Genomic DNA, 19,194 nt, shown 5'->3' with positions numbered 1-19,194 from the left:
CCCGGTAAGCATCGCGCCACCGGGGACATTTTACTTACTTTCGGGCAACACAATATTGCTGTTAGCCAGCGTTCCCATCTTGTTGTGCATGGCGCAGGCGGCATCCACCAGTTGCATGGCTAATGCCGCGCCGCTGCCCTCGCCCAGACGCATCCCCATATTGAGATACGGCTCCAGACCGAGGTTTTGCAGGGCGATACGCGCGCCTTTCTCCGCCGAAAGATGCGACGGGATCAGATAATCCTTCACTTTCGGCTCGATACGGCACGCCGCCAGCGCCGAGGCATAGGATAAGAACCCATCCAGCACCACCGGCAGGCCGCATGACGCGGCACCGATCATTACGCCAGTCATCCCCAGCAGGTCAAAACCACCGACTTTCGCCAGCACATCCAACCCATTGTTTGCATCAGGCTGGTTAACCTCAATGGCGCGACGCACCACCTGCGCTTTATGTCCAAGCTGCGACTCAGGCAAATTTGCGCCAATGCCCACAACCAACTCCGGCGCTTCCCCGGTCAGCACGCTGACAATCGCCGCCGCTGGTGTGGTGTTCGCCATACCCAGCTCGCCCACGCCAAAAAGCTGCACGCCATCAGCCGCCTGTTCGCGGGTATAGCGAATGGTTTCCAGCAGCAGTTCCTGCGCTTGCGCGGTACTCATTGCCGGCCCCTGGGCTATGTTATTACTGCCACGCGCGACTTTCATATTGATAACGCCGGGAATCGGATCGCTGTCGATACCGACATCCAGCACATGCACTTTCGCCCCGGCCTGCGCTGCCAGCACGCAAACACCGGTGGTGCCCTGCGTCATATTCGCCGCCTGAATAGCCGTCACCACTTGCGGTGAAATCGCCACCCCTTCGTGCCAGACGCCGTGGTCGGCGCACATCACGATAATGGCCTTCTTTCCGGACTGTGGTTTGCCGCCTAACCCCGGCATCCCGGCAAGCTGCACCGCCAGCGACTCCAGACGCCCCAGGCTTCCGGGCGGCTTGAGTAGCCCATCAATATGCTGTTGCGCCTGCGCCATCGCACCCTGATCGAGCGCGGGAATTGCTGCCAGTAACGAAGTCAGTGTTTGCATAGGAATTCTCAGTAGTGGTAAGGCGCCGCTCAAAGCAGCGCCAGAAGGAAGACCAGTTCACCCAGTTCAATGGCGGCACCCAGGGTGTCGCCCGTTTGCCCGCCCAGCGTGCGTTTAAGCATCAGGCCGAGCAGAAAAATCGCCAGCAAGGTTATCAGCACAGCCGTCAGGCCGCGTGCCCCTTCCAGCCCCACCGCCACCAGCAGCGCAAGCGCCAGCGTGATAACGGTCTGCGTGAAAGTGACCTTGCCGATAAACAAATTACCCAGCCCCTCCTCGCGGGCGTAGCGATGACCATACATCATCACCACCGCGCAACCGCGCCCGGCGGCACAGGCCGCGGCCAACGCCGCCGGAACCGCAAGACCGCGCAAAGAGAGTTCGCTGATAACAAGGATTTTCGCCACCAGCACAAACACCAGCGCCAGCCCACCGTGGGTGCCCAGACGGCTGTCGCGCATGATTTCCAGCATCCGCTCGCGTGTGCGGGCAGAAAAGACGCCATCACAGGTATCCGCTAAACCATCGAGATGAAAGCCGCCGGTCAGCAACGCCAGCGCCAGAACCGTAAAGAGGGCCGCCAGCGGCGCACCGCACCAGGGCTGGAGCAGCATAAATACACCACCGCTGATACCGCCAAGTACCACGCCAACAAACGGAAAGGTGACGATACCACGCACATAGTCCTGCACCTCCAGCCCCTGAACCAGGCGGGATGGCACTGGCAAACGACTGATAAACGACAGCGTGGCAAAAAACAACCTGATCATTTGATTTTGACTCCGATCCCCGACACCACCAGCCAGACGTTATCCGCCGCCTGCGCCAGACGTTGATTCACCCGCCCGGCGATATCGCGAAAATGCCGCGCCAGACGGTTTTCCGGCACAATGCCCATTCCCACTTCGTTGGTCACCAGCACCACCGGCGCCGGGCAACGTTCACAGGCGGCGATTAACCGCTCGATCTCTTCCTGCACCTGCGCTTCCAGCAGCGCATAGTCCCAGCCGTCCGGGTCGCTGTCGCCCCCCTGCGCGAACAACAGATTGGTCACCATGGTGGTGATGCACTCCAGTAAAATGGCCTCATCCGGGGAGTTATCCGTAGTGATGATATCGGCCAGCCCCTGCCAGCGCTCTTCGGTGCGCCAGTGCGCCGGGCGACTATCCCGATGATGCTGAATGCGGGCCGCCATCTCCTCATCAAAGATTTGCGAAGTGGCGATGTAGAGAACCCCCTTCGCATTTGCGACCAGCGATTCGGCGTGGCGGCTTTTGCCGCTGCGCGCCCCACCCGTCACCAGCGTTAACATGCGCGTTCCTGATGTTGATGCATAATCTGATAGATCCTGTCGATGTCGATATTCTTGCGCATGGCATCTGCCAGCAGGTCAAACTGCTGCGCTTTGTAGTGGGCATAATCCACCGTACTGTCCAGCGGCGGCAAGCCTTTGCGCGCCCGCAACGTGTTAACCAACGTGCGGGTAAAATCATTGCTGTCAAAAAGCCCGTGCAGATAGGTGCCAAATACCAGCCCGTCTTTACTGACCGCGCCATCGGCGATGCTCTGCCCCTCTTTTTCCAGCCACAACATCGGACGACACCCTTCATGCAGCGTGGTTTCACCCATATGGATTTCATAGCCGCGCAGGGGGAGATGCCCACAGCCCGCCAGCAGTCCGGGAAGTTCGCCCTGCACGGAGGCCGCCACCAGGGTGGTGGTTTTGTTCTGCGCAAAATGAGTGACGGTATTGAGGAGCCCCAACCCCGGCAGCGTGCCCAGCCCTGATTCCACCTCATCGACAATGGTTTCGCCGAGCATCTGGTAACCACCACAGACCCCCAGTACGGGCACGCCCTGGCGATTCTGTTGTAAAACCGCCTGCGCCAGCCCGCTCTCCTGTAGCCAGGCAAGATCCCCCAGCGTGTTTTTGCTGCCGGGGAGGATAATGAAATCGGTATTGTGCAGCTCTTGTGGCGAGCGAACATAGTGCACGCGCACGTCCGGTTGCGCGGCGAGGGCGTTAAAATCGGTGAAATTAGAGATGTGCGGCAGTTGCACCACGGCAATATCGATGGCCCGCTCGCCGGTGCGCAGGTATTTGCCACGCTGCAGCGCCACGCCATCTTCGTCTTCTAAATCCACCTCCAGCCACGGCATCACCCCCAGCACTGGCACCCCGGTCAGGGCTTCAATCTGTTTAATGCCGGGGGTGAGCAGGGCCACGTCGCCGCGGAATTTATTAATGATGACCCCTTTTACGCGCCAGCGTTCATGTTCCTGCAACAGCGCAAGGGTGCCATAAATCGCAGCGAAAACGCCGCCCCTGTCGATATCTGCTACCAGCACCACCGGGCAGCCGGCCATCTCCGCCATGCCCATGTTGACGATATCGCGATCGCGCAGGTTAATCTCGGCCGGGCTGCCCGCCCCTTCCAGTACAATAGCGTCGTATTCACGACTCAGGCTCTGGTAGACGCTGATAATCTGCTCGCGCAGACGCGGTTTGTAGTCGTGATAGCTGACGGCGTCCATATCGCTCGCCACTTTGCCCATCAGCACCACCTGCGCTTTACGGTCGCTGGTGGGTTTGAGCAGAACCGGGTTCATGCGCACATCCGGCACAATCCCTGCTGCCTCTGCCTGAAAAATCTGCGCACGCCCCATCTCTTGCCCGTCCGGGGTGATACCCGAATTAAGCGCCATATTCTGCGATTTAAAGGGGGCGGTCTTTAATCCATCCTGATACAGGATGCGGCACAGCCCCGCCACCAGCACGCTTTTACCCACGTCTGATGCCGTGCCCTGGAGCATAATCGCCAGCGTCATGACGCCTCCTTAATGTACGTTTCCCGCATGCGGGTAAAGAATTCGGCTTCACTTTTACACAGCGGCATTCCCAGTTCGCTATGCAGTTTTACCAGCCAGGGCTGCGTTAACCCCGCCTGTTCGATCTGTGCTTTTTGGGCAAAAACCTCACCCGGCGTGCCGTACGCCAGCCTTTCGCCGCGGCGTAGAACATACACCGCATCACAAATCTCATAAATCAAATCAATATCATGGCTGGAGATCACCACATGATTCCCCTGCGCCACAATCCGCTGAATGATCGCGATCATCTGGGTGCGCCCCGAGGGGTCCAGCCCGGCGGTGGGTTCATCCAGCAGCAGATACTTCGCCTGCAAGACCAGCGCTCCGGCAATGGCGACGCGCTTTTTCTGCCCGTGGCTGAGGCACTGAATCGGCTGATGGCGAAAAGAGTGCGCATCCACCAGCGTCAGCGCATCATCGGTGCGTCGGGCAATCTCTGCTTCCGCCACGCCAATGTTGCGCAGGGCAAAGGCTATATCGCTGTCGATATCGGTATAGAAAATCTGCTGATCGGGATCCTGAAACACGGTAGCGACCTGCTGGCGCAGCGCAAGCAGCCCGCGTTTGCTGTAATCCAGCGGTTTTCCCTGCCACAGCACCGCGCCTTGTTGCGGACGTAAAATACCGCTCAGGTTCATAAACAGCGTCGATTTCCCGCAGCCGTTCGCCCCCACCAGCCCGGTGACCGGCTGGCGCGAAAAATCGAGCGTTAACCCTTTCAGAATGGGCTCTTCCTGATAACTGAACCACAGCCCCTCGGTCGCCAGCATGCCATTCCTTACAGGTGAAAATCACCCTGATAGAGTTTGATATCCAGCGTGGTTGCCATCTCTTTGTAGCGCAGCAACACGCGGGTAAATAAAAGCCCAACCAGCATCGCCAGCGAGCGGTAGCCCAGCGGCAAGGTTCGGTAACCAAAGCGCAGGGTTTGCGCCCGGTGAATGGCCGCGGCCTCTTCCAGCAGGATAAAGATAAACCGCCAGGTCAGCAGAATTTGCTCGGTCAGCAGACGCGGCACTTGCCCCTTTCTGAGTAACACAATGAGCTGCGGAAACGGCAGGTTCAGCACCAGCCAGAAGGTGGCCGCCAGCGCCGCCAGGCTGCGCCAGAAGGTCGTACTGGCCATCGTCAGCCCTTCCGGCAAAACGCCCAGCCAGTAGCTTCCCAGTGGAATGCCCACCAACAAGTGCTGCGGCTGCTGGGTGATGCTAAATAATATTGTCACCACCCCCACCAGCAGAAAACCAATGGGGATCGCCATCCAGCGTAACCAGCGCCAGAACGAAATACGCACTAGCCAGCAGGTAAACGCCGCCAGCACAACCAGCAAGGCTCCCTGCCCGACCGGAGGCAGCGAAAACGCCAGGACCATCATCGCCAGCCAGAGAAAGAATTTGCGCTCCGGGGCAACAGTAAACCAGCGGCTCTGGTAGCTCAGCCGATCAAGCCCGTTCGTCAGCACGCTGTCTGCCTTTCATATAACCAAGAATGTAGAAAATAACCGCCGCGCCCAGCGATCCTTGCAGGGTAAAGAGCAGGCTTTCGATTTCCCCGCTGGCGGGTTCATACAGCGGCTGGAACCAGGGTTTATAGTGTGGCGCAACGGCCTGAATCTGGCTTTCCGCCTCGCCGTCTGAACCACCGTACTCGCCGCCGTGATTGATAAAAAACGGCAGAATCACCAGCGCGATAACCATCGCGAGCAAAATCAGTGTCTTTTTCATCTTAATGTCCTTGTGCGGTGATCAACTGGCGTTTAGTGAGCTGGTCGTAGATCATTACCGTGAGCAGCCCTTCGGCAATCGCGATAGGGATCTGCGTCAGGCAGAAGATACCCATAAACTTGATGATGGAACCGCTCGCTCCGGCCTGCGGATCCGGGAAGGCCACGCCAAGCTGCACGGAGGTGACAAAGTAGGTCACCAGGTCAGCGAGCATGGCACATAAAAAGACCCCAACATCACGACGAATACCCGCGCGACAGGCCATCTGCCAGACCAGATAACCGACGACAGGCCCGATCACCGCCATCGACATGCCGTTTGCCCCAAGCGTTGTCAGGCCACCGTGCGCCAGCAGCAGCGCCTGAAACAGCAGCACAATCGCGCCGAGGACAGCCACCACGCCCGGCCCGAAGAGGATAACCGCCAGGCCCACCCCTGTCGGGTGTGAGCAACTGCCCGTCACGGATGGGATTTTCAGCGCCGAGAGCACGAAGATAAACGCGCCGCAAAGCGCCAGCAGCACCTTCTGGTTACTGTCTTCCGCCACGATACAGCGCAGACGCACCAGCCCGTACCACAGGCAGGGTAAAAACAACATCCACCAGGCTAGCGCCCATAACGGCGGTAAAAAGCCCTCCATGATATGCATGGCAAATGCCTGCTCCGGTACGACAAGCAGTAACAGACCTGCTGCCAGCCCGCTTAACGACAGGCGTTTAAGCTGTTGTTCCCGTTTCATCGCCTCTCCCACTGTTTATTAACCAGAATGGTCGAAAAATACGGCAGTGTCTGTTCGTCGCTCACCTCAGCGAGCTGCCGCCAGCACTGCTCTCCCGGCAAGGTTGCTTCGGCCATCATCACTGCGCGGTCAAGCAATCCGGCATCGGCCAGCAACGCTTTGACGCGTGCGAAGCGGCCGTAGACTTTCATCAGCACCAGGCTGTCGTGGTTCGCCAGCGCCTGTTTAATCTCCGCCTCCGGCGCGGTACAGGAGACCACCGCCAGCGACTGCTGCTCCATGGCGAGCGGTATTTGCGTGCGCGCGGCAATGGCGGCAAAAGAGGTCACCCCAGGTACGATTTCCAGCCAGTCAGGACGCCCCAGACGCTGCAACAAGAAGACCCAGGTGCTGAACAGCATGGCGTCACCCAGGGTGATGAACCCCACCTGTTTTCCGGCCAGAGTTTCTGCGCTAAGCGCGGCGGCCACGTTATCCCAGACGGCCTCTTTTTCCACGCTGTCGGCGCTCATCGGGAAATGGGTACAGCGGATTTCCGTCTGCTCGCCCAGATATTCCCGCACAATGGAAAGCGCCAGACTGTCGCCTCCTTTGCGCCCCGCCGGGGCATAGAGCACATCGAGTTTGCCGAGAATGCGCGCAGCACGAACGGTGAGAAGGTCGCTGGCGCCGGGGCCAATCCCTAATGCGTAGAGTCTGCCGCTCATGCCGCCACCTCCAGAGACTGGCTCAGCGCCTGATGCAGGTGCGCGACAAACATCGCGCGGATAGCCGGGTTTTCGCCCAGCCCCTGCAACCACGGCGTTGCGGCAATCCCGACCCGCTCAAACTGCGTTTTCCACGAGTCTTCTTCATCAGAGGCCATATCGTTAATGGCATGATCGCCTGCTACCAGCATTAGCGGCATCAGGTGTACCGCGCTGATCCCTTCGCGGCGCAGACTGTCGATCAGCACATCTACCTCCGGATAACTTTCCACCGCACCGACACGCGCCGGGAAACGGTGCGCCGCCATCATATGATCGAGACAGGCGTAAGCGGCGAAGGCGTGATGGCTGGCGCCGTGGCCCATAAACACCACTTTTTCACCGTCTGCCAGTACCGGCATCTGGCGGGCCAGCGCCTGCATCAGATGCATGTAGTCGTCGTGGCTGCTGAGCAGCGGTGCGCCGATCACCATGCGTTTGAACAGATGCCGCAGGGTTTGTACCTCACGAACAATTTTTTCGTATTCGTCACCGTTAATGATGTGCAAAGACTGGATCGCCACATCCTGATAGCCCAGGTCGGCCAGTTTTTGCAGTGCCTGCAAGGGGGTGTCGATGTGCAGGTTGTCGCGGCGTTTGAGCTTGCGAATGATCATTCCCGAGGTAAATGCCCGAAACAGCGTGCGATCGGGGCAACTGGCGGCCAGTTCCCGTTCACAGGCCACAATGTTCTTTTCACAGGTGTCGTGATAGCTGGTGCCGAAACTCACCACCAGAAGCGCTTTTTTCATGTTCTTTTCCTCACTGAGTAGCAAGCCAGCGCAGCAGTCGCTGCGAAAACGCATCCAGGCTTTCCAGTAGCTCCTCACCCGAAACCGCAGGCTGCGGGCGTGTAATAACAATGCAGGGGATCCCCGCGTCCAGACACGGCTGAACTTTTTCCTGATAGCCGCCTTCCGCACCGGAGGCTTTGGTGATCATCACGTCAGCGCGGCACTGTCGGTAGAAGGCGGCGTTGAACTCTGCGCTAAACGGCCCGCACATGGCGTAGATCTCGCCAACACCAAAACCGTTCTCGGCGCACTGCGCTATCACATCGGCAACCGGCAGCACCCGTGCCAGCAGGGTCTTCTCACCAAGCCCCGCACGCCAGAGCGCCAGGTCTTTACTGCCAGTGGTCAACAACACGCGCTGCCCGAGTCCGCGCGCGACTTTACAGGCTTCATCAATCGAGGCGACCTTGTGCAACAGGGGATGTTCCAGCTCCGGCAGTTGTTCGGGACGCTGGTAACGGCTCAACAGCACTTGTGCCTGCCGACAGGCCCCGGCAATGTTCTGGCTGACTACCTCGGCATAAGGGTGTGACGCATCCACCACCCAGCGGGTCTGGTTATCGGTAAGCCAGCGCAGCATGGCGTCAGGATCCATCCGCCCACAGCGCACCTCGCCGCGAATATCGCCCGCCAGATGCTGTCCGGTGGGGGTTGCCACCGACAGGGTGTAGCGCACCCCGGCGGCATCGAGTTGCTGGCAAATGGCCCGCGCATCGCTAGTCCCGCCGATTACCAGTACGTCGCCTGGCCTCACAGCTCGTAGCCTCGCGGTGTAATCATCAAGCCATCCGCTACGTAGGTGGCCTTGTTGCCGACAATCACCAGGCTGGTCATGTCGACCGGTTCAAAGTCCATCTCGCCGAGGGTGGTTAGCCACTTCTCTTCTTTTTTACGTCCGGCGGATTTCACAATCCCCACCGGGGTTTGCGGGCTTTTGCTGGCCGCCAGCAGTTCAAATGCGCGCGCAAGATGCCCTTCGCGGCCTCGGCTACGTGGGTTGTAGAAGCAGATAACAAAGTCAGCTTCCCCGGCGGCGACAATCCGTTTTTCAATGACCGGCCACGGGGTCAGTAAGTCGCTCAGGCTGATATGGCAGAAGTCATGCATCAGCGGTGCGCCGAGTAACGCCGCCGCGGCAATACTGGCGGTCATTCCGGGGATCAGACGCACTTCCACGTCCAGTTTCTGTTTACTGACCAGCTCAAGAACCAGCCCCGCCATGCCGTAAATCCCGGCATCACCGCTGCTGATAAGCGCCACATTATGCCCGGCCTGCGCCAGTTCAATCGCCGCCTGGCAACGCTCAATCTCTTTGCACATGCCGGTTTTGATCACCTGCTTGTCGCCCGTGAACGCTTTCACCAGATGGGTGTAGGTCTTGTACCCCACCACGATTTCCGCAGCCTGCAAGGCTTCGATCGCCTCCATGGTCATCATTGCCTGTGAGCCAGGGCCAATCCCGATAACGGTTAACATCAGTGTGAAACTCCCAAAGTAATAGTGACGCCCTGCTCACGCAGAGTCTCGCCAACCAGTTGCCCACGACTCATCAGCCAGGCTGCGGGTCCGGATACGCTTCCCACGCCGGTGGTCTGACGCACAAAGTCAGAGGCAGGGAAACGATGCTCATGCTGACGCAGGGCATCAGCGGTAAAAATTTCAAACGGCACATGCAGGCTTTCTGCCAGTTGCGTGAGCGCTTTCTCATGCTCTTTCAATGTGATGCTTCCTATCGCGCGCAGTGCCAGCGGGTCGAAAGCGTGTACCTGCAACTGTTGCTTAAGCAGCCCTGATACCACCGCAAACGGGGTATCGCGACGACAACCGATTCCTGCCACCACACGGCGGGGAACCAGTTTGTAGACCGGCACCGGGAGTTCGGGCAGCGCAGCGTGCACGGTCACACAGATCAGCGCCGTCAGCCCGGGCAGATCATCAAGAGATGTCACCGGAATAAACCCGCGCGTGTCGCAGCGTTCGACTTCTTCGCGCAAGGCGTCTTCACACCACAGGCCGATGCGTTCGCCGCTGACCAGCCAGTGGTTGATTGTCTTTACTGCTGCACGCAGATCCTCCATGCGCGCATCCAGTTGACAGGCCAGCGTATCGAGCGCTGCCAGTTCGTTAACATCCGTTGCCGTGGTGATCACCGGGTCTGCGCCCAGCACGCCCGCAAGATAGCGGGCCAGCGCATTTGCCCCACCAAAATGGCCAGAAAGCAGGCTGATGACGTGCTGTCCGCGCTCATCGATAACAATCACCGCCGGGTCGCTGAATTTGTCATTCACCAACGGGGCCAGCACGCGTACCGCAATCCCCGTCGCGCCGATAAATACCAGCGCGGAATGTTGGGTGAAGGCATCACGCAACGCAGGGGCAAAGCCGCCGTCGAAAGGTACAAACCCCTCTTCCAGCAATTTCTCACTGGTGTAGCAGGTCATGGGCAGCGCCAGTTTCAGCCGGTTCGCCAGGGCAACACCGCCTGGCGTCAGGCAGAACAGCGCAATGGATTCAGGCTTTACGGTATTCATGGCTAAAGTCCGCCGCATAAAGACGTGAGTAGTGGTACTCCTCGCCAAGAAATGCGCCAACGAGGATCAGTGCGGTTTTACGAATACCGGCATCGCGAACCTTGTCAGCAATGTCCGCAAGGGTCCCGCGCACCGTCTGGCTTTCCGGCCAGGTGGCTTTATAAATGACTGCCACGGGCGTGGTTGCCGGATAACCGCCTTCGATCAGACGCTCAGCAACCCGATTGATGCGTTGTACGGAGAGATAAATCGCCATTGAGGTCTGGTGGCTGGCAAAGGATTCCAGTTGTTCCAGCGGCGGGACCGGAGTACGCCCTTCGAGGCGAGTGATGATCAAACTCTGCGACACCTCCGGCACGGTGTATTCCACACCCAGCTCTGCCGCCGCCCCGAGGAAAGCACTCACGCCGGGAACGACCTTCCACTGAATACCACGCTCAGTCAGCACTTCTCCTTGTTCACGCACGGAGCCATAAAGGGAGACATCACCGGTTTGCAGGCGCACCACCACTTTGCCCGCTTTCACACCGGCTTCCATCAGGTCGATGATCTGCTCCAGGTGCAGTTCGGCGCTGTCGTGGCACTCGGCGCCCGGCGGGCAGTATTCGAGCAGTTCGGTATTAATGAGCGAGCCCGCGTAAATGACAACCTGTGCCTGCTGCAACAGGCGGTATCCTTTCAGGGTGATAAGCTCGCGGTCACCGGGGCCAGCACCGACAAACCAGACGGTTTGCGTATCAAATTGTTCAGCCATGAGACTCTTCCTTCTCGCAGGAAATCACAAAAACAGGGTTATTCGGTTTGAAGTAGTGGCCGCTGCCCAGCGCATGAAGAAGCGAAACCTGAATTTGCTGGCAGTCCAGCGCGGCGACCTGGCAGGTAGCGAGGTGGCTCAGCGCGCTGCTGAGGTTCTCCTGCAGAATAAAGGTCATCACCAGGCGGCCACCGGGGAGCAGTTGGGCCAAAGACCAGTCAATCAGTTGGGTCAGGTTGCCACCGCTGCCGCCCATAAAGACCGCGTCGGCGGGCTGTTCGACAAATAACGGCGCCACGCCCGGGACAATGGTGATATTGCGACAGCCAAAGTGCTGGCAGTTCTCTTCCAGCAGCCCCAGCGCCGCCGGATTGCGTTCAATGGCGGTCACCTGCAACTGCGGGTGGCAGACGGCAGCCTCAATCGAGACGCTGCCTGTGCCTGCGCCGATATCAATAAAATGGCGGGCAGCGGATAAGTTCAGCCGCGAGAGCGCCAGCGCGCGGACCACTTCTTTGGTCATCGGGACACTTTCACCGCGCAAAAACAGTTCATCTTTCATTGAGGATCACCACGACATTCATCTCATACTGCGCCTGGACATCACGGACGGGCAGCCAGTGAATGCGTTCGTTGTCCATCGCCAGATTTTCGCCAATCACCAGCCAGCGCTCTCCCGCACCGCGCGCCACCAGGGCGGCGGCAATTTCCCGCGGGCCACAGCGGGCATCAGTCACCATCGCGGTTTTAGGGGAACGGGCCAGGGCGTCAAAATCCACATCGCGCCCGTGGGAGCTGGTCAGCCAGATATCATTCATATCGATGCCGGTCTTCGCGCACAGATACTGCACAGCGCTGATGCCCGGAATAATGCGCACCTGTTCTATGCCGAACTCGGCCACCAGACGTTTGCCAATGCCGTAAAACAGCGGATCGCCGGATGCCAGCACCACGACGCGCTGATGCATCCGCTGCGCAATCCAGCGTATTAATCCGGGGATGTCGGCATCCAGCGCACGGCGTTCGCCAGCAAAATCAGGGAACTGCTCAAGATGGCGTTTACCGCCGACCAGGACATCCGCCTGCGCGACGGCATCCAGCGCCATGGGGGTCATTAAGGCCAGTGAGGCAGGCCCCATGCCTGCGACGGTCAACATTGCAAATCCTCCACAATGTCCTGGAACGGGCGGTTCGTGCCGAGGATGTGGTTATCAAACGAAAACATAATGGCGTCGCACTGGGGGGGATTTTTGGTAAAGCGCAGGTTCTGCATGACGCGCTGGCAGATACGCTGCGCCAGTTGGTTGTACAGATGGCCGAATCCCGCCGCGTCGATGTGCTCCATCGCCGCTTCGGTGGTGTCACACTCGCTGACTTTTTGCAACAACTCATGGGGTGCGCCAAGCAGCGCCAGATGCGCCACCAGCGTTTCCATGCGCGCATCGGCGATATGGCTGTGGGTGTGGAAAATCCCGGCGGCGATTTTTACCAGCTTGCCCGGATGACCAATCAGCACAATTTGCCGGAAACCGAGGCGAACAGCCTCTTCAATCATGTAGCCTACGAAGTTGCTCATGGTGACTACGATGTCGCTGGAAAGCCCCATTTGCTCGCGGACAAAGCGCTCCCCGTGATTGCCTGGCACCAGTACAACCCGCTCCAGCCCCGCTTCGCGTTTGATTTCCAGTTCCAGAGAAAGCGAGCGTTTCCAGCTCTCTTCGGACATCGGCGTGACGATACCCGTGGTGCCGATAATCGAGATACCGCCAAGTATGCCCAGCCGGCTGTTGTAGGTTTTTTGCGCCCGTTCTTCCCCTTCGGGCGCGAAAATTTCCACGTCGGCGCCACGCGAAGGACCGATCACTTCGCGTACAGCGGCTTCGATGGTCTGGCGCGGTGTGCGGTTAATGGCGGCGCTGCCAACCGGCAGTCCAATCCCTTTGCGGGTCACGGTGCCTACGCCTTCGCCGCCGGACAGCACAATCTCGCCGCCATCATTCAGCGTGACACGCGCAAAAATCAGCATGCCGTGGGTGGCATCTACATCATCGCCGCCGTCTTTACGGATAGCGGCAATCCCTTGCTGGCCTTCAATATGCGGCGATTCAACGTTAAGACGCAGCGTGACGCCAGAGGGCGTGACAATCGACACCTGATGGATAATGTGCTGGCGCAGGACCATCAGCGCAGCGACTTTTGCCGCCGCCGTTGCGCAGGAACCGGTGGTATAACCTTTGCGTAGCGCTTTGCCGTTGTGCCACACCGGGGCGTCGAATGTCTCTTCGCTCATTACGCCTCCCGCATGAAATATAAAAAGGCGTTAACGATCGCCGCCGCCACATTGCTGCCGCCTTTACGCCCCAGCGCGGCAATGCCCGGCAACCCGCTTTCCACCAGTGCATCTTTCGATTCTGCCGCACCGACAAACCCGACCGGGACACCAACCACGCCACGCACCTGAGCGTTTTGCTCCAGTAAGCGGAACAGCGCGGTGGGGGCATTACCGAAGACGAAAATTTTTTCGCCCTCTTCGCTGAGCGCCAGATCCACCGCCGCCATCGAGCGGGTGATCCCCGCCTCTTTTGCTTTGCGCACCACGCGCGGGTCGCTGATGTAGCACTTCACCTCGCCGCCAAATTTTGCCAGCAAAGTTTTGTTTATCCCGGAAAGGGCCATGGTGGTGTCGGTATAAAGCGTACAGCCGCTGCGAATCGCGCTGCCGAGGCTTTCAAGGGCATCCGGGGAAAACCACAGGATGTCCAGCCAGTCGAAATCGGCGGTGGTGTGGATCACTCGTTTGATGATGGCTTCGTGCAGAGGGCTGGCAAAACGGTAATCAGGCCGCGTTTCACGAATGATATCGCCAATAATGACAAAACTTTTGTCTTCAATGGCCTGGGGTTGCTGCAAATAATCCATTGTTTTCATCAGATTGCTGCTCCTGCGAGCGTAACATGCGTAAGCGCAAATACGGCCAGTGCCAGGGTGGAGGCTACCCACATCAGGCGTATGGTTTGCGTAATATCGTCAACGGTGATGGCGCGAGTCTCATCGCCAATCCAGGGTTTTTCGACGCGCTGACCGAAGTAGTCATTTGGGCCGCCAAGCTGCACGCCAAGCGCGCCCGCAACGGTGCCTTCCGGCCAGGCGCAGTTGGGGCTGCTGTGATTGCGGCGATCGCGCCAGCCGATACGCAATGCCCGTGCCGGGTTCAGGCGGCAAAACCAGGCGGCAACGCTCAGCAGTAGCCAGCTCAGGCGGGCCGGAATAGAGTTGGCCACGTCATCCAGACGCGCGCTCACCATGCCAATGGCACGATATTTTTCGTGTTTGTAGCCCACCATCGAATCGAGGGTATTTACCGCTTTGTAGGCCATCGCCAGAGGCGCGCCGCCCAGCAATAAAAAGAACAGCGGGGCGATAACGCCATCCACGGTATTTTCTGCCACGGTTTCCACGACCGCGCGGGTGATCTGCGGTGGCTGTAGCTGCGAAGTGTCGCGCCCGACTATCCAGGAGAGTTTCTCCCGGCTTTGGGCAAGAGTGCCGTGGCGCAAGGCGTGCTCTACTTCCCGTGCCGCATCTGCCAGGCAACGCGCCGCCAGCAGTGTGTAGATCATCCACACCTCCACACACCAACCGAGCCATGGATGGATGGCTTGCGCGCAGGCCAGCACGCCGTATGCCACGCTCCAGGTCACACCCACGACCACCAGCCACATCACCCCGCCACCAATACGCAAGGCGGTATCGGAATGGCAGACCCGGCGAACGGCACGCTGTGTCAGCGTAATCAGTGCGCCGATCCAGCGGACCGGATGCGGCCAGTGCGGAGGGTCACCCAGCCAGCGGTCAAGAAGCCATGCGACAAACCAGGCAAGGAGCGTCATAACACGCTCCTTGCGGCGGCGATCCAACGGCTCAACATGGTCGGGCGTTGAGCAAAATGGATGTGCAGATAGCTGGCGTAGGTGTTGCCCACCTGCCAGCCGCCCTGCCACTGGGATAACATCCTGCCATCGCGGGTTTTCCGGCACTGCATGACCGCATCCTGTTCAGGGGTAAAATCGGAGTAGTGGAATTCATGGCCGCGCAGCGTCTCGCCTGCATCGGCAAGCAGCATGGGCTGGCTGGCGGTGGCTTCACAATAGCCAAAGCGGGTCAGGCGTTTTCCCATCTCGCTGTGACCGGGTATCACCCCCGCCATAGAATGAATGTCACCTGCGGCATCGCGAAGCGTAGAGCCGAGATACATCAGGCCGCCGCACTCGGCGTAGATCGCCACACCACGCCGGTGCGCCGAACGGATAGCGTCAAGCATGGGCCTGTTAGCAGAAAGGGCGCGGGCGTAGAGTTCCGGGTAGCCGCCGCCGAGCCAGAGCATCTGGCACTCGGGCAATTTTGCGTCGTGCAGCGGGCTAAAGCGCACAATCTTCACACCCGTATTGCGAAGCAGTTCTATGTTATCGGGGTAATAAAAGTTGAATGCCTCGTCATCGGCCAGCGCGAGCGTTATCCCCTCCCCTTCGTCACGCGCCGGTAAAGCGGGCCATTGCCCCTCGGGTAATGACGGGAGCGTGCTCAGGGAAAGCAGCTTATCGATATCCAGCGTTTGCGCGATGTGCCCGGCAAAATCACGCCAGGATTGGGAATCAATGACAGATTCACGTGCGGTGACCAGCCCCAGATGCCGCTCCGGCAATGCAACGCCGGCCGTCACAGGCACATAACCCAGCGCAGGAATGCCGCAATAGTGTTCGATAGCGTGTTTGAGCAACTGGTAATGGCTGTCGCTGTTGACGCGGTTAACAATAACACCCGCAATAGTGAGCGCAGGGTCGAAATGTTGAAAACCCATCACCGTGGCGGCGATAGAGGTCGATACCGCTTTTCCGTCGACCAGTAAGATGACCGGTACGCCAAGCTGTTTTGCCAGTGCGGCGCTGCTGCAATAATCAGGGTCAGTGCCATAGCCATCATAAAAGCCCATGACGCCTTCAATTACGGCGATATCGGCGGCTTGCATTTGCTGGTTAAACAAGGCGTTCAGCGTCGGGGCAGGCAGCATAAAGCTGTCAAGATTGCGGGATTCCACGCCCGTTACGGCGGTATGCCAGGCGGTATCGAGATAGTCCGGGCCGACTTTAAATGGCTGTACCCGCATACCGCGCTGCTGTAAAACGCGCAGCAGGCCGAGGGTGACGGTGGTTTTACCACAGCCACTTCCGGTACCGGCAAGGATGAAGGCGCGACGCCCGTCAGACATACCTTAAAGCCCCGTTCAGGGTGGAAAGGCTGTGCCAGGCTGTGCGTAGTCCCAGTCAATGACTGTACGCGTCTGAGCAACCGACTTCCCACCGAAGTTGTTGAGAGTAACCATCAGGCCGGTCTTCTGGCTTAGCGTCGTCCTCGCCCGTCCTTCCCAATCTTGCGATCAGTGGTGATTACGGGGTCGTCAGCATCACAGCAGCGGGGGCTGCGGGGGATTCTCACCCCCTTCCCAGCCGCGATAATTTGCGGCAAACCTGTTGGCTTCATTGTTCGTTTCACTCATACAGCATATTGCTGAAAAAGTGATTTTGCTCCTGACTGCAATCTATCGCATCAGGGAAATAAAAACTGGTTCAGTTTATCCCTGCATCGGCAATAATTTGTTGCGCTATAACAATTTATTGTCCGGCCTTTTCTCTAATCTCTTATTTTGACGGTCTTTCAGGCAATTTTATTGGTTTTAGGAATAACAAAATATTGTTATCGGAAATTTAATCACCGTCATAGTTTGCATTATTCTGCAGGCGGAAAACTTGTGGCGTCACCTGATATGTCTGGCGAAATACTTTGCAAAAATAACTTGTTTGAGAAAATCCTAAATTGCGCGCGATGCTGGCGATACTCCAGTCACTGTGACACAGCATTTCTTTTGCGCTGGCCATACGCTGGCGATTGACCCAGGCATTAAAGCCAATTCCCTGATATTTTTTGAACAGCTTACTGAAATAATACGGGCTGAGATAAACATGTGCCGCCACGTCTTCCAGGCGCAACTCATCAGAGAGATGGGCATCAATATAGCGCAACGCCTTCTTCATCTTACTGTCATGCGGCCCCTGATTTCGACTCGTTCGCCCCGCCTCCTGAGCCTGTTGCTGATCTTTGATGACAACGAAATTGAGCTGTTTTTTAAGGCAATTTTCGACTATCAGCTTAAGCAGATCGGCTGATGCAATGACCCGCGAGTAATCCATCTCTGGTACATTCAGAAACTCATCCATCAATTTCTGATCCGCCTGCCAGCGATCGTCAATGTTAAGGATATTAATGAGTTCAACACTATCGCCTTCACGCAAACGTACCTGCCCACACAGTACAAACCCGACCAAGTGCCCGGCAATGACCAAAGGAATAGAAAAATCGGTAAGTCCGGCATGGCAACGGTAGATGCAGGGTTGGTTGGATTTAGAGGCTTCGAAGCCGCCACAACGATCGCTCATACGACACCGCGCGCTGTGTTGCGGGTTCTGACGCATCAGCTGGCAAAAGGGTGTGAAGTTGAAAAGCTCGGAAATTTCTTCGCCGTGGATATTAACGACAACAACGGCCAGACCGGTGGCTTGTGCAAAATCCTGGGCGATTTTATTAATGAGTTCGGAGTTTAGTGCACTCGCAGAAATCATGATAAAACCTCTCAGTTAATTTTAATTTATTGTTATAAACAAACCTATAATTTTTACATATCATTCATATTAAATGGCAACCAATAACACTGAATGACCATAGGCTGAATTCAAGATAACAAAAGTCTCCCATCCCTGGGAGACGATTTCGTGCGTTCGTGAAAGCAGATCACGAAATAAATAATCGTCGGACATTTATTTCAAGACGCTATTTCGAGGAGGCGTCAGCTTTTGCTCTCTTCCAGCTTACAGGCATTACAAGGGAGGTTTTTGCCAATCAAGTAACGGTAGCAGGCTGCCCCTCCGCAAGCCCCAATAATGGGTGCAATAATCGGTACAAGGAAATACGGAATATCGCGGCCCCCCGTAAACGCAATGTTTCCCCAACCCGCGAAGAAAGTGAACAATTTCGGACCAAAATCACGCGCCGGATTCATCGCAAATCCTGTTAATGGCCCGGTAGCCGCACCAATCACCGCCACAAGCACACCAATCAACAGCGGTGCTAAAGGACCACGTGGCACACCATTGCCATCATCGGTCAGCGCCATGATCATACACATCAAGATTGAGGTAATGATAATTTCAACCAGGCCCGCTTCCCAGATACTCAGCGCGGCAGCCGGATAAGTGCTGAATAACGATGCCAGTTGCAGGCTTTCCACACTGCCTTTAACGATATGATGAGCGGTTTCATATTCAATAAACACACTGTGATAGAGCAAATAGGCGACCGCGGCCCCACCGAACGCACCCGCAACTTGCGCCACAATGTATGGCACCACCTTACGTGCAGGGAAGCAGGCAAACAGCCACAAGGCGATGGTAACCGCGGGGTTCAGGTGCGCACCGGACACTGCAGCGGTCAGATACACGGCCAGCGAAATGCCCAGCCCCCAGATAATGCAAATCTCCCATAGCCCCAGCGTAGCCCCGGCAACTTTCATGGCGCACAGACAGCCGATTCCGAAGAACAAGAACAGCCCTGTGCCTAAAAACTCGGCAATGCATTGTGCCTTAAGTGAATCATTCATTTGTGTCACCTTCCAGGTAGAGTCACGATCTCACCAGCACGCCTGAAGCTGGCAGCAGAGTACAACGCCGCTCACTATAGGAATGCGATATTGAAAAGTGTTGGCAACCTCAGGGTAAAAACGCCAAAAAAATCGCCTCTCAATAACAATATTTTGCCATTCAGACTAAATGAATATGGGGCTGAGCCCTATTTCACTCACAATTATTCGTCTTATTGAAATAACAAATTATTGTTAT

Annotated in this window: 22 protein-coding genes and 1 riboswitch; all 22 genes read right to left on the bottom strand. The window is 57.5% G+C overall.

The annotated features are described in order from the left end of the window. Positions 1-30: 30 nt before the first annotated feature. The 22 genes from cobT to pduF all read right to left on the bottom strand — a co-directional run bounded on the left by cobT (position 31) and on the right by pduF (position 18,956). Complete coding sequence (cobT, locus tag MRY16398_RS09605) at positions 31-1,089, bottom strand: nicotinate-nucleotide--dimethylbenzimidazole phosphoribosyltransferase (protein ID WP_125124231.1); 1,059 nt, start codon at positions 1,087-1,089, stop codon at positions 31-33. A 29-nt stretch (positions 1,090-1,118) separates the two neighbouring features. After that, complete coding sequence (gene cobS / locus MRY16398_RS09600) at positions 1,119-1,859, bottom strand: adenosylcobinamide-GDP ribazoletransferase (RefSeq protein WP_107224089.1); 741 nt, start codon at positions 1,857-1,859, stop codon at positions 1,119-1,121. Then, positions 1,856-2,401: a bifunctional adenosylcobinamide kinase/adenosylcobinamide-phosphate guanylyltransferase gene (gene cobU / locus MRY16398_RS09595; protein WP_041851886.1), complete on the bottom strand. Its 546-nt coding sequence runs from the start codon at positions 2,399-2,401 to the stop codon at positions 1,856-1,858. Before cobU ends, cobS begins: the two co-directional genes overlap by 4 nt. After that, entirely contained in the window at positions 2,395-3,918 is a 1,524-nt protein-coding gene (locus tag MRY16398_RS09590; RefSeq protein WP_125124230.1) for a cobyric acid synthase, read from the bottom strand. Before MRY16398_RS09590 ends, cobU begins: the two co-directional genes overlap by 7 nt. Next, on the bottom strand, positions 3,915-4,730 hold the full coding sequence (locus tag MRY16398_RS09585; protein ID WP_107224087.1) for an energy-coupling factor ABC transporter ATP-binding protein: 816 nt from the start codon (positions 4,728-4,730) through the stop codon (positions 3,915-3,917). The genes MRY16398_RS09590 and MRY16398_RS09585 overlap by 4 nt, the downstream gene beginning before the upstream one ends. A gap of 8 nt (positions 4,731-4,738) precedes the next feature. Further along, positions 4,739-5,419: an energy-coupling factor ABC transporter transmembrane protein gene (locus MRY16398_RS09580; protein ID WP_125125646.1), complete on the bottom strand. Its 681-nt coding sequence runs from the start codon at positions 5,417-5,419 to the stop codon at positions 4,739-4,741. After that, positions 5,403-5,684, bottom strand: coding sequence for an energy-coupling factor ABC transporter substrate-binding protein (locus tag MRY16398_RS09575; protein ID WP_041851889.1), 282 nt, complete (start codon positions 5,682-5,684; stop codon positions 5,403-5,405). Before MRY16398_RS09575 ends, MRY16398_RS09580 begins: the two co-directional genes overlap by 17 nt. 1 nt (position 5,685) lies before the next feature. Beyond that, the gene (gene cbiM, locus MRY16398_RS09570) at positions 5,686-6,423 is read right to left on the bottom strand and encodes a cobalt ECF transporter S component CbiM (RefSeq protein ID WP_125124229.1); all 738 of its coding nucleotides are present in this window, start codon (positions 6,421-6,423) and stop codon (positions 5,686-5,688) included. Next, positions 6,420-7,130, bottom strand: coding sequence for a cobalt-factor II C(20)-methyltransferase (locus tag MRY16398_RS09565; protein ID WP_125124228.1), 711 nt, complete (start codon positions 7,128-7,130; stop codon positions 6,420-6,422). Before MRY16398_RS09565 ends, cbiM begins: the two co-directional genes overlap by 4 nt. Next, positions 7,127-7,921, bottom strand: a complete 795-nt coding sequence (cbiK, locus tag MRY16398_RS09560) for a sirohydrochlorin cobaltochelatase (protein WP_041851892.1) — start codon at positions 7,919-7,921, stop codon at positions 7,127-7,129. Before cbiK ends, MRY16398_RS09565 begins: the two co-directional genes overlap by 4 nt. Positions 7,922-7,931: 10 nt before the next feature. Next, on the bottom strand, positions 7,932-8,717 hold the full coding sequence (locus MRY16398_RS09555) for a cobalt-precorrin-6A reductase (protein ID WP_125124227.1): 786 nt from the start codon (positions 8,715-8,717) through the stop codon (positions 7,932-7,934). Beyond that, entirely contained in the window at positions 8,714-9,439 is a 726-nt protein-coding gene (locus tag MRY16398_RS09550; RefSeq protein WP_041851894.1) for a precorrin-3B C(17)-methyltransferase, read from the bottom strand. Before MRY16398_RS09550 ends, MRY16398_RS09555 begins: the two co-directional genes overlap by 4 nt. Then, positions 9,439-10,494 carry a cobalt-precorrin 5A hydrolase gene (cbiG, locus tag MRY16398_RS09545; protein ID WP_041851895.1) on the bottom strand — a complete coding sequence of 352 codons (1,056 nt, stop codon included), beginning with the start codon at positions 10,492-10,494 and terminating at the stop codon, positions 9,439-9,441. The genes MRY16398_RS09550 and cbiG overlap by 1 nt, the downstream gene beginning before the upstream one ends. Continuing rightward, the gene (locus tag MRY16398_RS09540; RefSeq protein WP_107224085.1) at positions 10,475-11,248 is read right to left on the bottom strand and encodes a cobalt-precorrin-4 methyltransferase; all 774 of its coding nucleotides are present in this window, start codon (positions 11,246-11,248) and stop codon (positions 10,475-10,477) included. Before MRY16398_RS09540 ends, cbiG begins: the two co-directional genes overlap by 20 nt. Continuing rightward, positions 11,241-11,810: a decarboxylating cobalt-precorrin-6B (C(15))-methyltransferase gene (locus MRY16398_RS09535; protein ID WP_041851897.1), complete on the bottom strand. Its 570-nt coding sequence runs from the start codon at positions 11,808-11,810 to the stop codon at positions 11,241-11,243. The genes MRY16398_RS09540 and MRY16398_RS09535 overlap by 8 nt, the downstream gene beginning before the upstream one ends. After that, positions 11,800-12,405: a cobalt-precorrin-7 (C(5))-methyltransferase gene (locus MRY16398_RS09530; protein WP_125124226.1), complete on the bottom strand. Its 606-nt coding sequence runs from the start codon at positions 12,403-12,405 to the stop codon at positions 11,800-11,802. Before MRY16398_RS09530 ends, MRY16398_RS09535 begins: the two co-directional genes overlap by 11 nt. Beyond that, on the bottom strand, positions 12,399-13,538 hold the full coding sequence (cbiD, locus tag MRY16398_RS09525) for a cobalt-precorrin-5B (C(1))-methyltransferase CbiD (protein WP_125124225.1): 1,140 nt from the start codon (positions 13,536-13,538) through the stop codon (positions 12,399-12,401). Before cbiD ends, MRY16398_RS09530 begins: the two co-directional genes overlap by 7 nt. Beyond that, positions 13,538-14,167 (bottom strand): cobalt-precorrin-8 methylmutase, encoded by a 630-nt coding sequence (locus tag MRY16398_RS09520; RefSeq protein ID WP_041852043.1) that lies wholly within the window; start codon positions 14,165-14,167, stop codon positions 13,538-13,540. Before MRY16398_RS09520 ends, cbiD begins: the two co-directional genes overlap by 1 nt. 8 nt (positions 14,168-14,175) lie before the next feature. Beyond that, positions 14,176-15,138: an adenosylcobinamide-phosphate synthase CbiB gene (cbiB, locus tag MRY16398_RS09515; protein WP_125124224.1), complete on the bottom strand. Its 963-nt coding sequence runs from the start codon at positions 15,136-15,138 to the stop codon at positions 14,176-14,178. Next, complete coding sequence (locus tag MRY16398_RS09510; RefSeq protein WP_125124223.1) at positions 15,135-16,514, bottom strand: cobyrinate a,c-diamide synthase; 1,380 nt, start codon at positions 16,512-16,514, stop codon at positions 15,135-15,137. Before MRY16398_RS09510 ends, cbiB begins: the two co-directional genes overlap by 4 nt. A gap of 99 nt (positions 16,515-16,613) precedes the next feature. Then, positions 16,614-16,792: riboswitch (cobalamin riboswitch) on the bottom strand. A gap of 218 nt (positions 16,793-17,010) precedes the next feature. Continuing rightward, positions 17,011-17,922 carry a transcriptional regulator PocR gene (gene pocR / locus MRY16398_RS09505; RefSeq protein WP_041851902.1) on the bottom strand — a complete coding sequence of 304 codons (912 nt, stop codon included), beginning with the start codon at positions 17,920-17,922 and terminating at the stop codon, positions 17,011-17,013. A 224-nt stretch (positions 17,923-18,146) separates the two neighbouring features. Beyond that, entirely contained in the window at positions 18,147-18,956 is an 810-nt protein-coding gene (gene pduF, locus MRY16398_RS09500; RefSeq protein WP_041851903.1) for a propanediol diffusion facilitator PduF, read from the bottom strand. Positions 18,957-19,194: the final 238 nt, after the last annotated feature.

It is taken from the genome of Phytobacter sp. MRY16-398, assembly GCF_003925915.1.
GTDB classification, from domain to species: Bacteria; Pseudomonadota; Gammaproteobacteria; order Enterobacterales; family Enterobacteriaceae; genus Phytobacter; species Phytobacter diazotrophicus.
The sequence above is the reverse complement of the archived record's forward strand: the minus strand, read 5'-3'. Positions and strand labels throughout refer to the sequence as shown.

Excerpts from the sequence above, each read along its gene's own strand:
- cbiG (WP_041851895.1), bottom strand. The coding sequence starts at position 10,494 with ATGAATACCGTAAAGCCTGAATCCATTGCGCTGTTCTGCCTGACGCCA.
- cobS (WP_107224089.1), bottom strand. The coding sequence starts at position 1,859 with ATGATCAGGTTGTTTTTTGCCACGCTGTCGTTTATCAGTCGTTTGCCA.
- pduF (WP_041851903.1), bottom strand. The coding sequence starts at position 18,956 with ATGAATGATTCACTTAAGGCACAATGCATTGCCGAGTTTTTAGGCACA.
- MRY16398_RS09585 (WP_107224087.1), bottom strand. The coding sequence starts at position 4,730 with ATGCTGGCGACCGAGGGGCTGTGGTTCAGTTATCAGGAAGAGCCCATT.
- MRY16398_RS09530 (WP_125124226.1), bottom strand. The coding sequence starts at position 12,405 with ATGTTGACCGTCGCAGGCATGGGGCCTGCCTCACTGGCCTTAATGACC.
- MRY16398_RS09590 (WP_125124230.1), bottom strand. The coding sequence starts at position 3,918 with ATGACGCTGGCGATTATGCTCCAGGGCACGGCATCAGACGTGGGTAAA.
- cobU (WP_041851886.1), bottom strand. The coding sequence starts at position 2,401 with ATGTTAACGCTGGTGACGGGTGGGGCGCGCAGCGGCAAAAGCCGCCAC.
- MRY16398_RS09565 (WP_125124228.1), bottom strand. The coding sequence starts at position 7,130 with ATGAGCGGCAGACTCTACGCATTAGGGATTGGCCCCGGCGCCAGCGAC.
- MRY16398_RS09550 (WP_041851894.1), bottom strand. The coding sequence starts at position 9,439 with ATGTTAACCGTTATCGGGATTGGCCCTGGCTCACAGGCAATGATGACC.
- cbiB (WP_125124224.1), bottom strand. The coding sequence starts at position 15,138 with ATGACGCTCCTTGCCTGGTTTGTCGCATGGCTTCTTGACCGCTGGCTG.
- MRY16398_RS09575 (WP_041851889.1), bottom strand. The coding sequence starts at position 5,684 with ATGAAAAAGACACTGATTTTGCTCGCGATGGTTATCGCGCTGGTGATT.
- cbiM (WP_125124229.1), bottom strand. The coding sequence starts at position 6,423 with ATGAAACGGGAACAACAGCTTAAACGCCTGTCGTTAAGCGGGCTGGCA.
- cbiK (WP_041851892.1), bottom strand. The coding sequence starts at position 7,921 with ATGAAAAAAGCGCTTCTGGTGGTGAGTTTCGGCACCAGCTATCACGAC.
- MRY16398_RS09535 (WP_041851897.1), bottom strand. The coding sequence starts at position 11,810 with ATGAAAGATGAACTGTTTTTGCGCGGTGAAAGTGTCCCGATGACCAAA.
- MRY16398_RS09540 (WP_107224085.1), bottom strand. The coding sequence starts at position 11,248 with ATGGCTGAACAATTTGATACGCAAACCGTCTGGTTTGTCGGTGCTGGC.
- MRY16398_RS09520 (WP_041852043.1), bottom strand. The coding sequence starts at position 14,167 with ATGGATTATTTGCAGCAACCCCAGGCCATTGAAGACAAAAGTTTTGTC.
- cobT (WP_125124231.1), bottom strand. The coding sequence starts at position 1,089 with ATGCAAACACTGACTTCGTTACTGGCAGCAATTCCCGCGCTCGATCAG.
- cbiD (WP_125124225.1), bottom strand. The coding sequence starts at position 13,538 with ATGAGCGAAGAGACATTCGACGCCCCGGTGTGGCACAACGGCAAAGCG.
- pocR (WP_041851902.1), bottom strand. The coding sequence starts at position 17,922 with ATGATTTCTGCGAGTGCACTAAACTCCGAACTCATTAATAAAATCGCC.
- MRY16398_RS09510 (WP_125124223.1), bottom strand. The coding sequence starts at position 16,514 with ATGTCTGACGGGCGTCGCGCCTTCATCCTTGCCGGTACCGGAAGTGGC.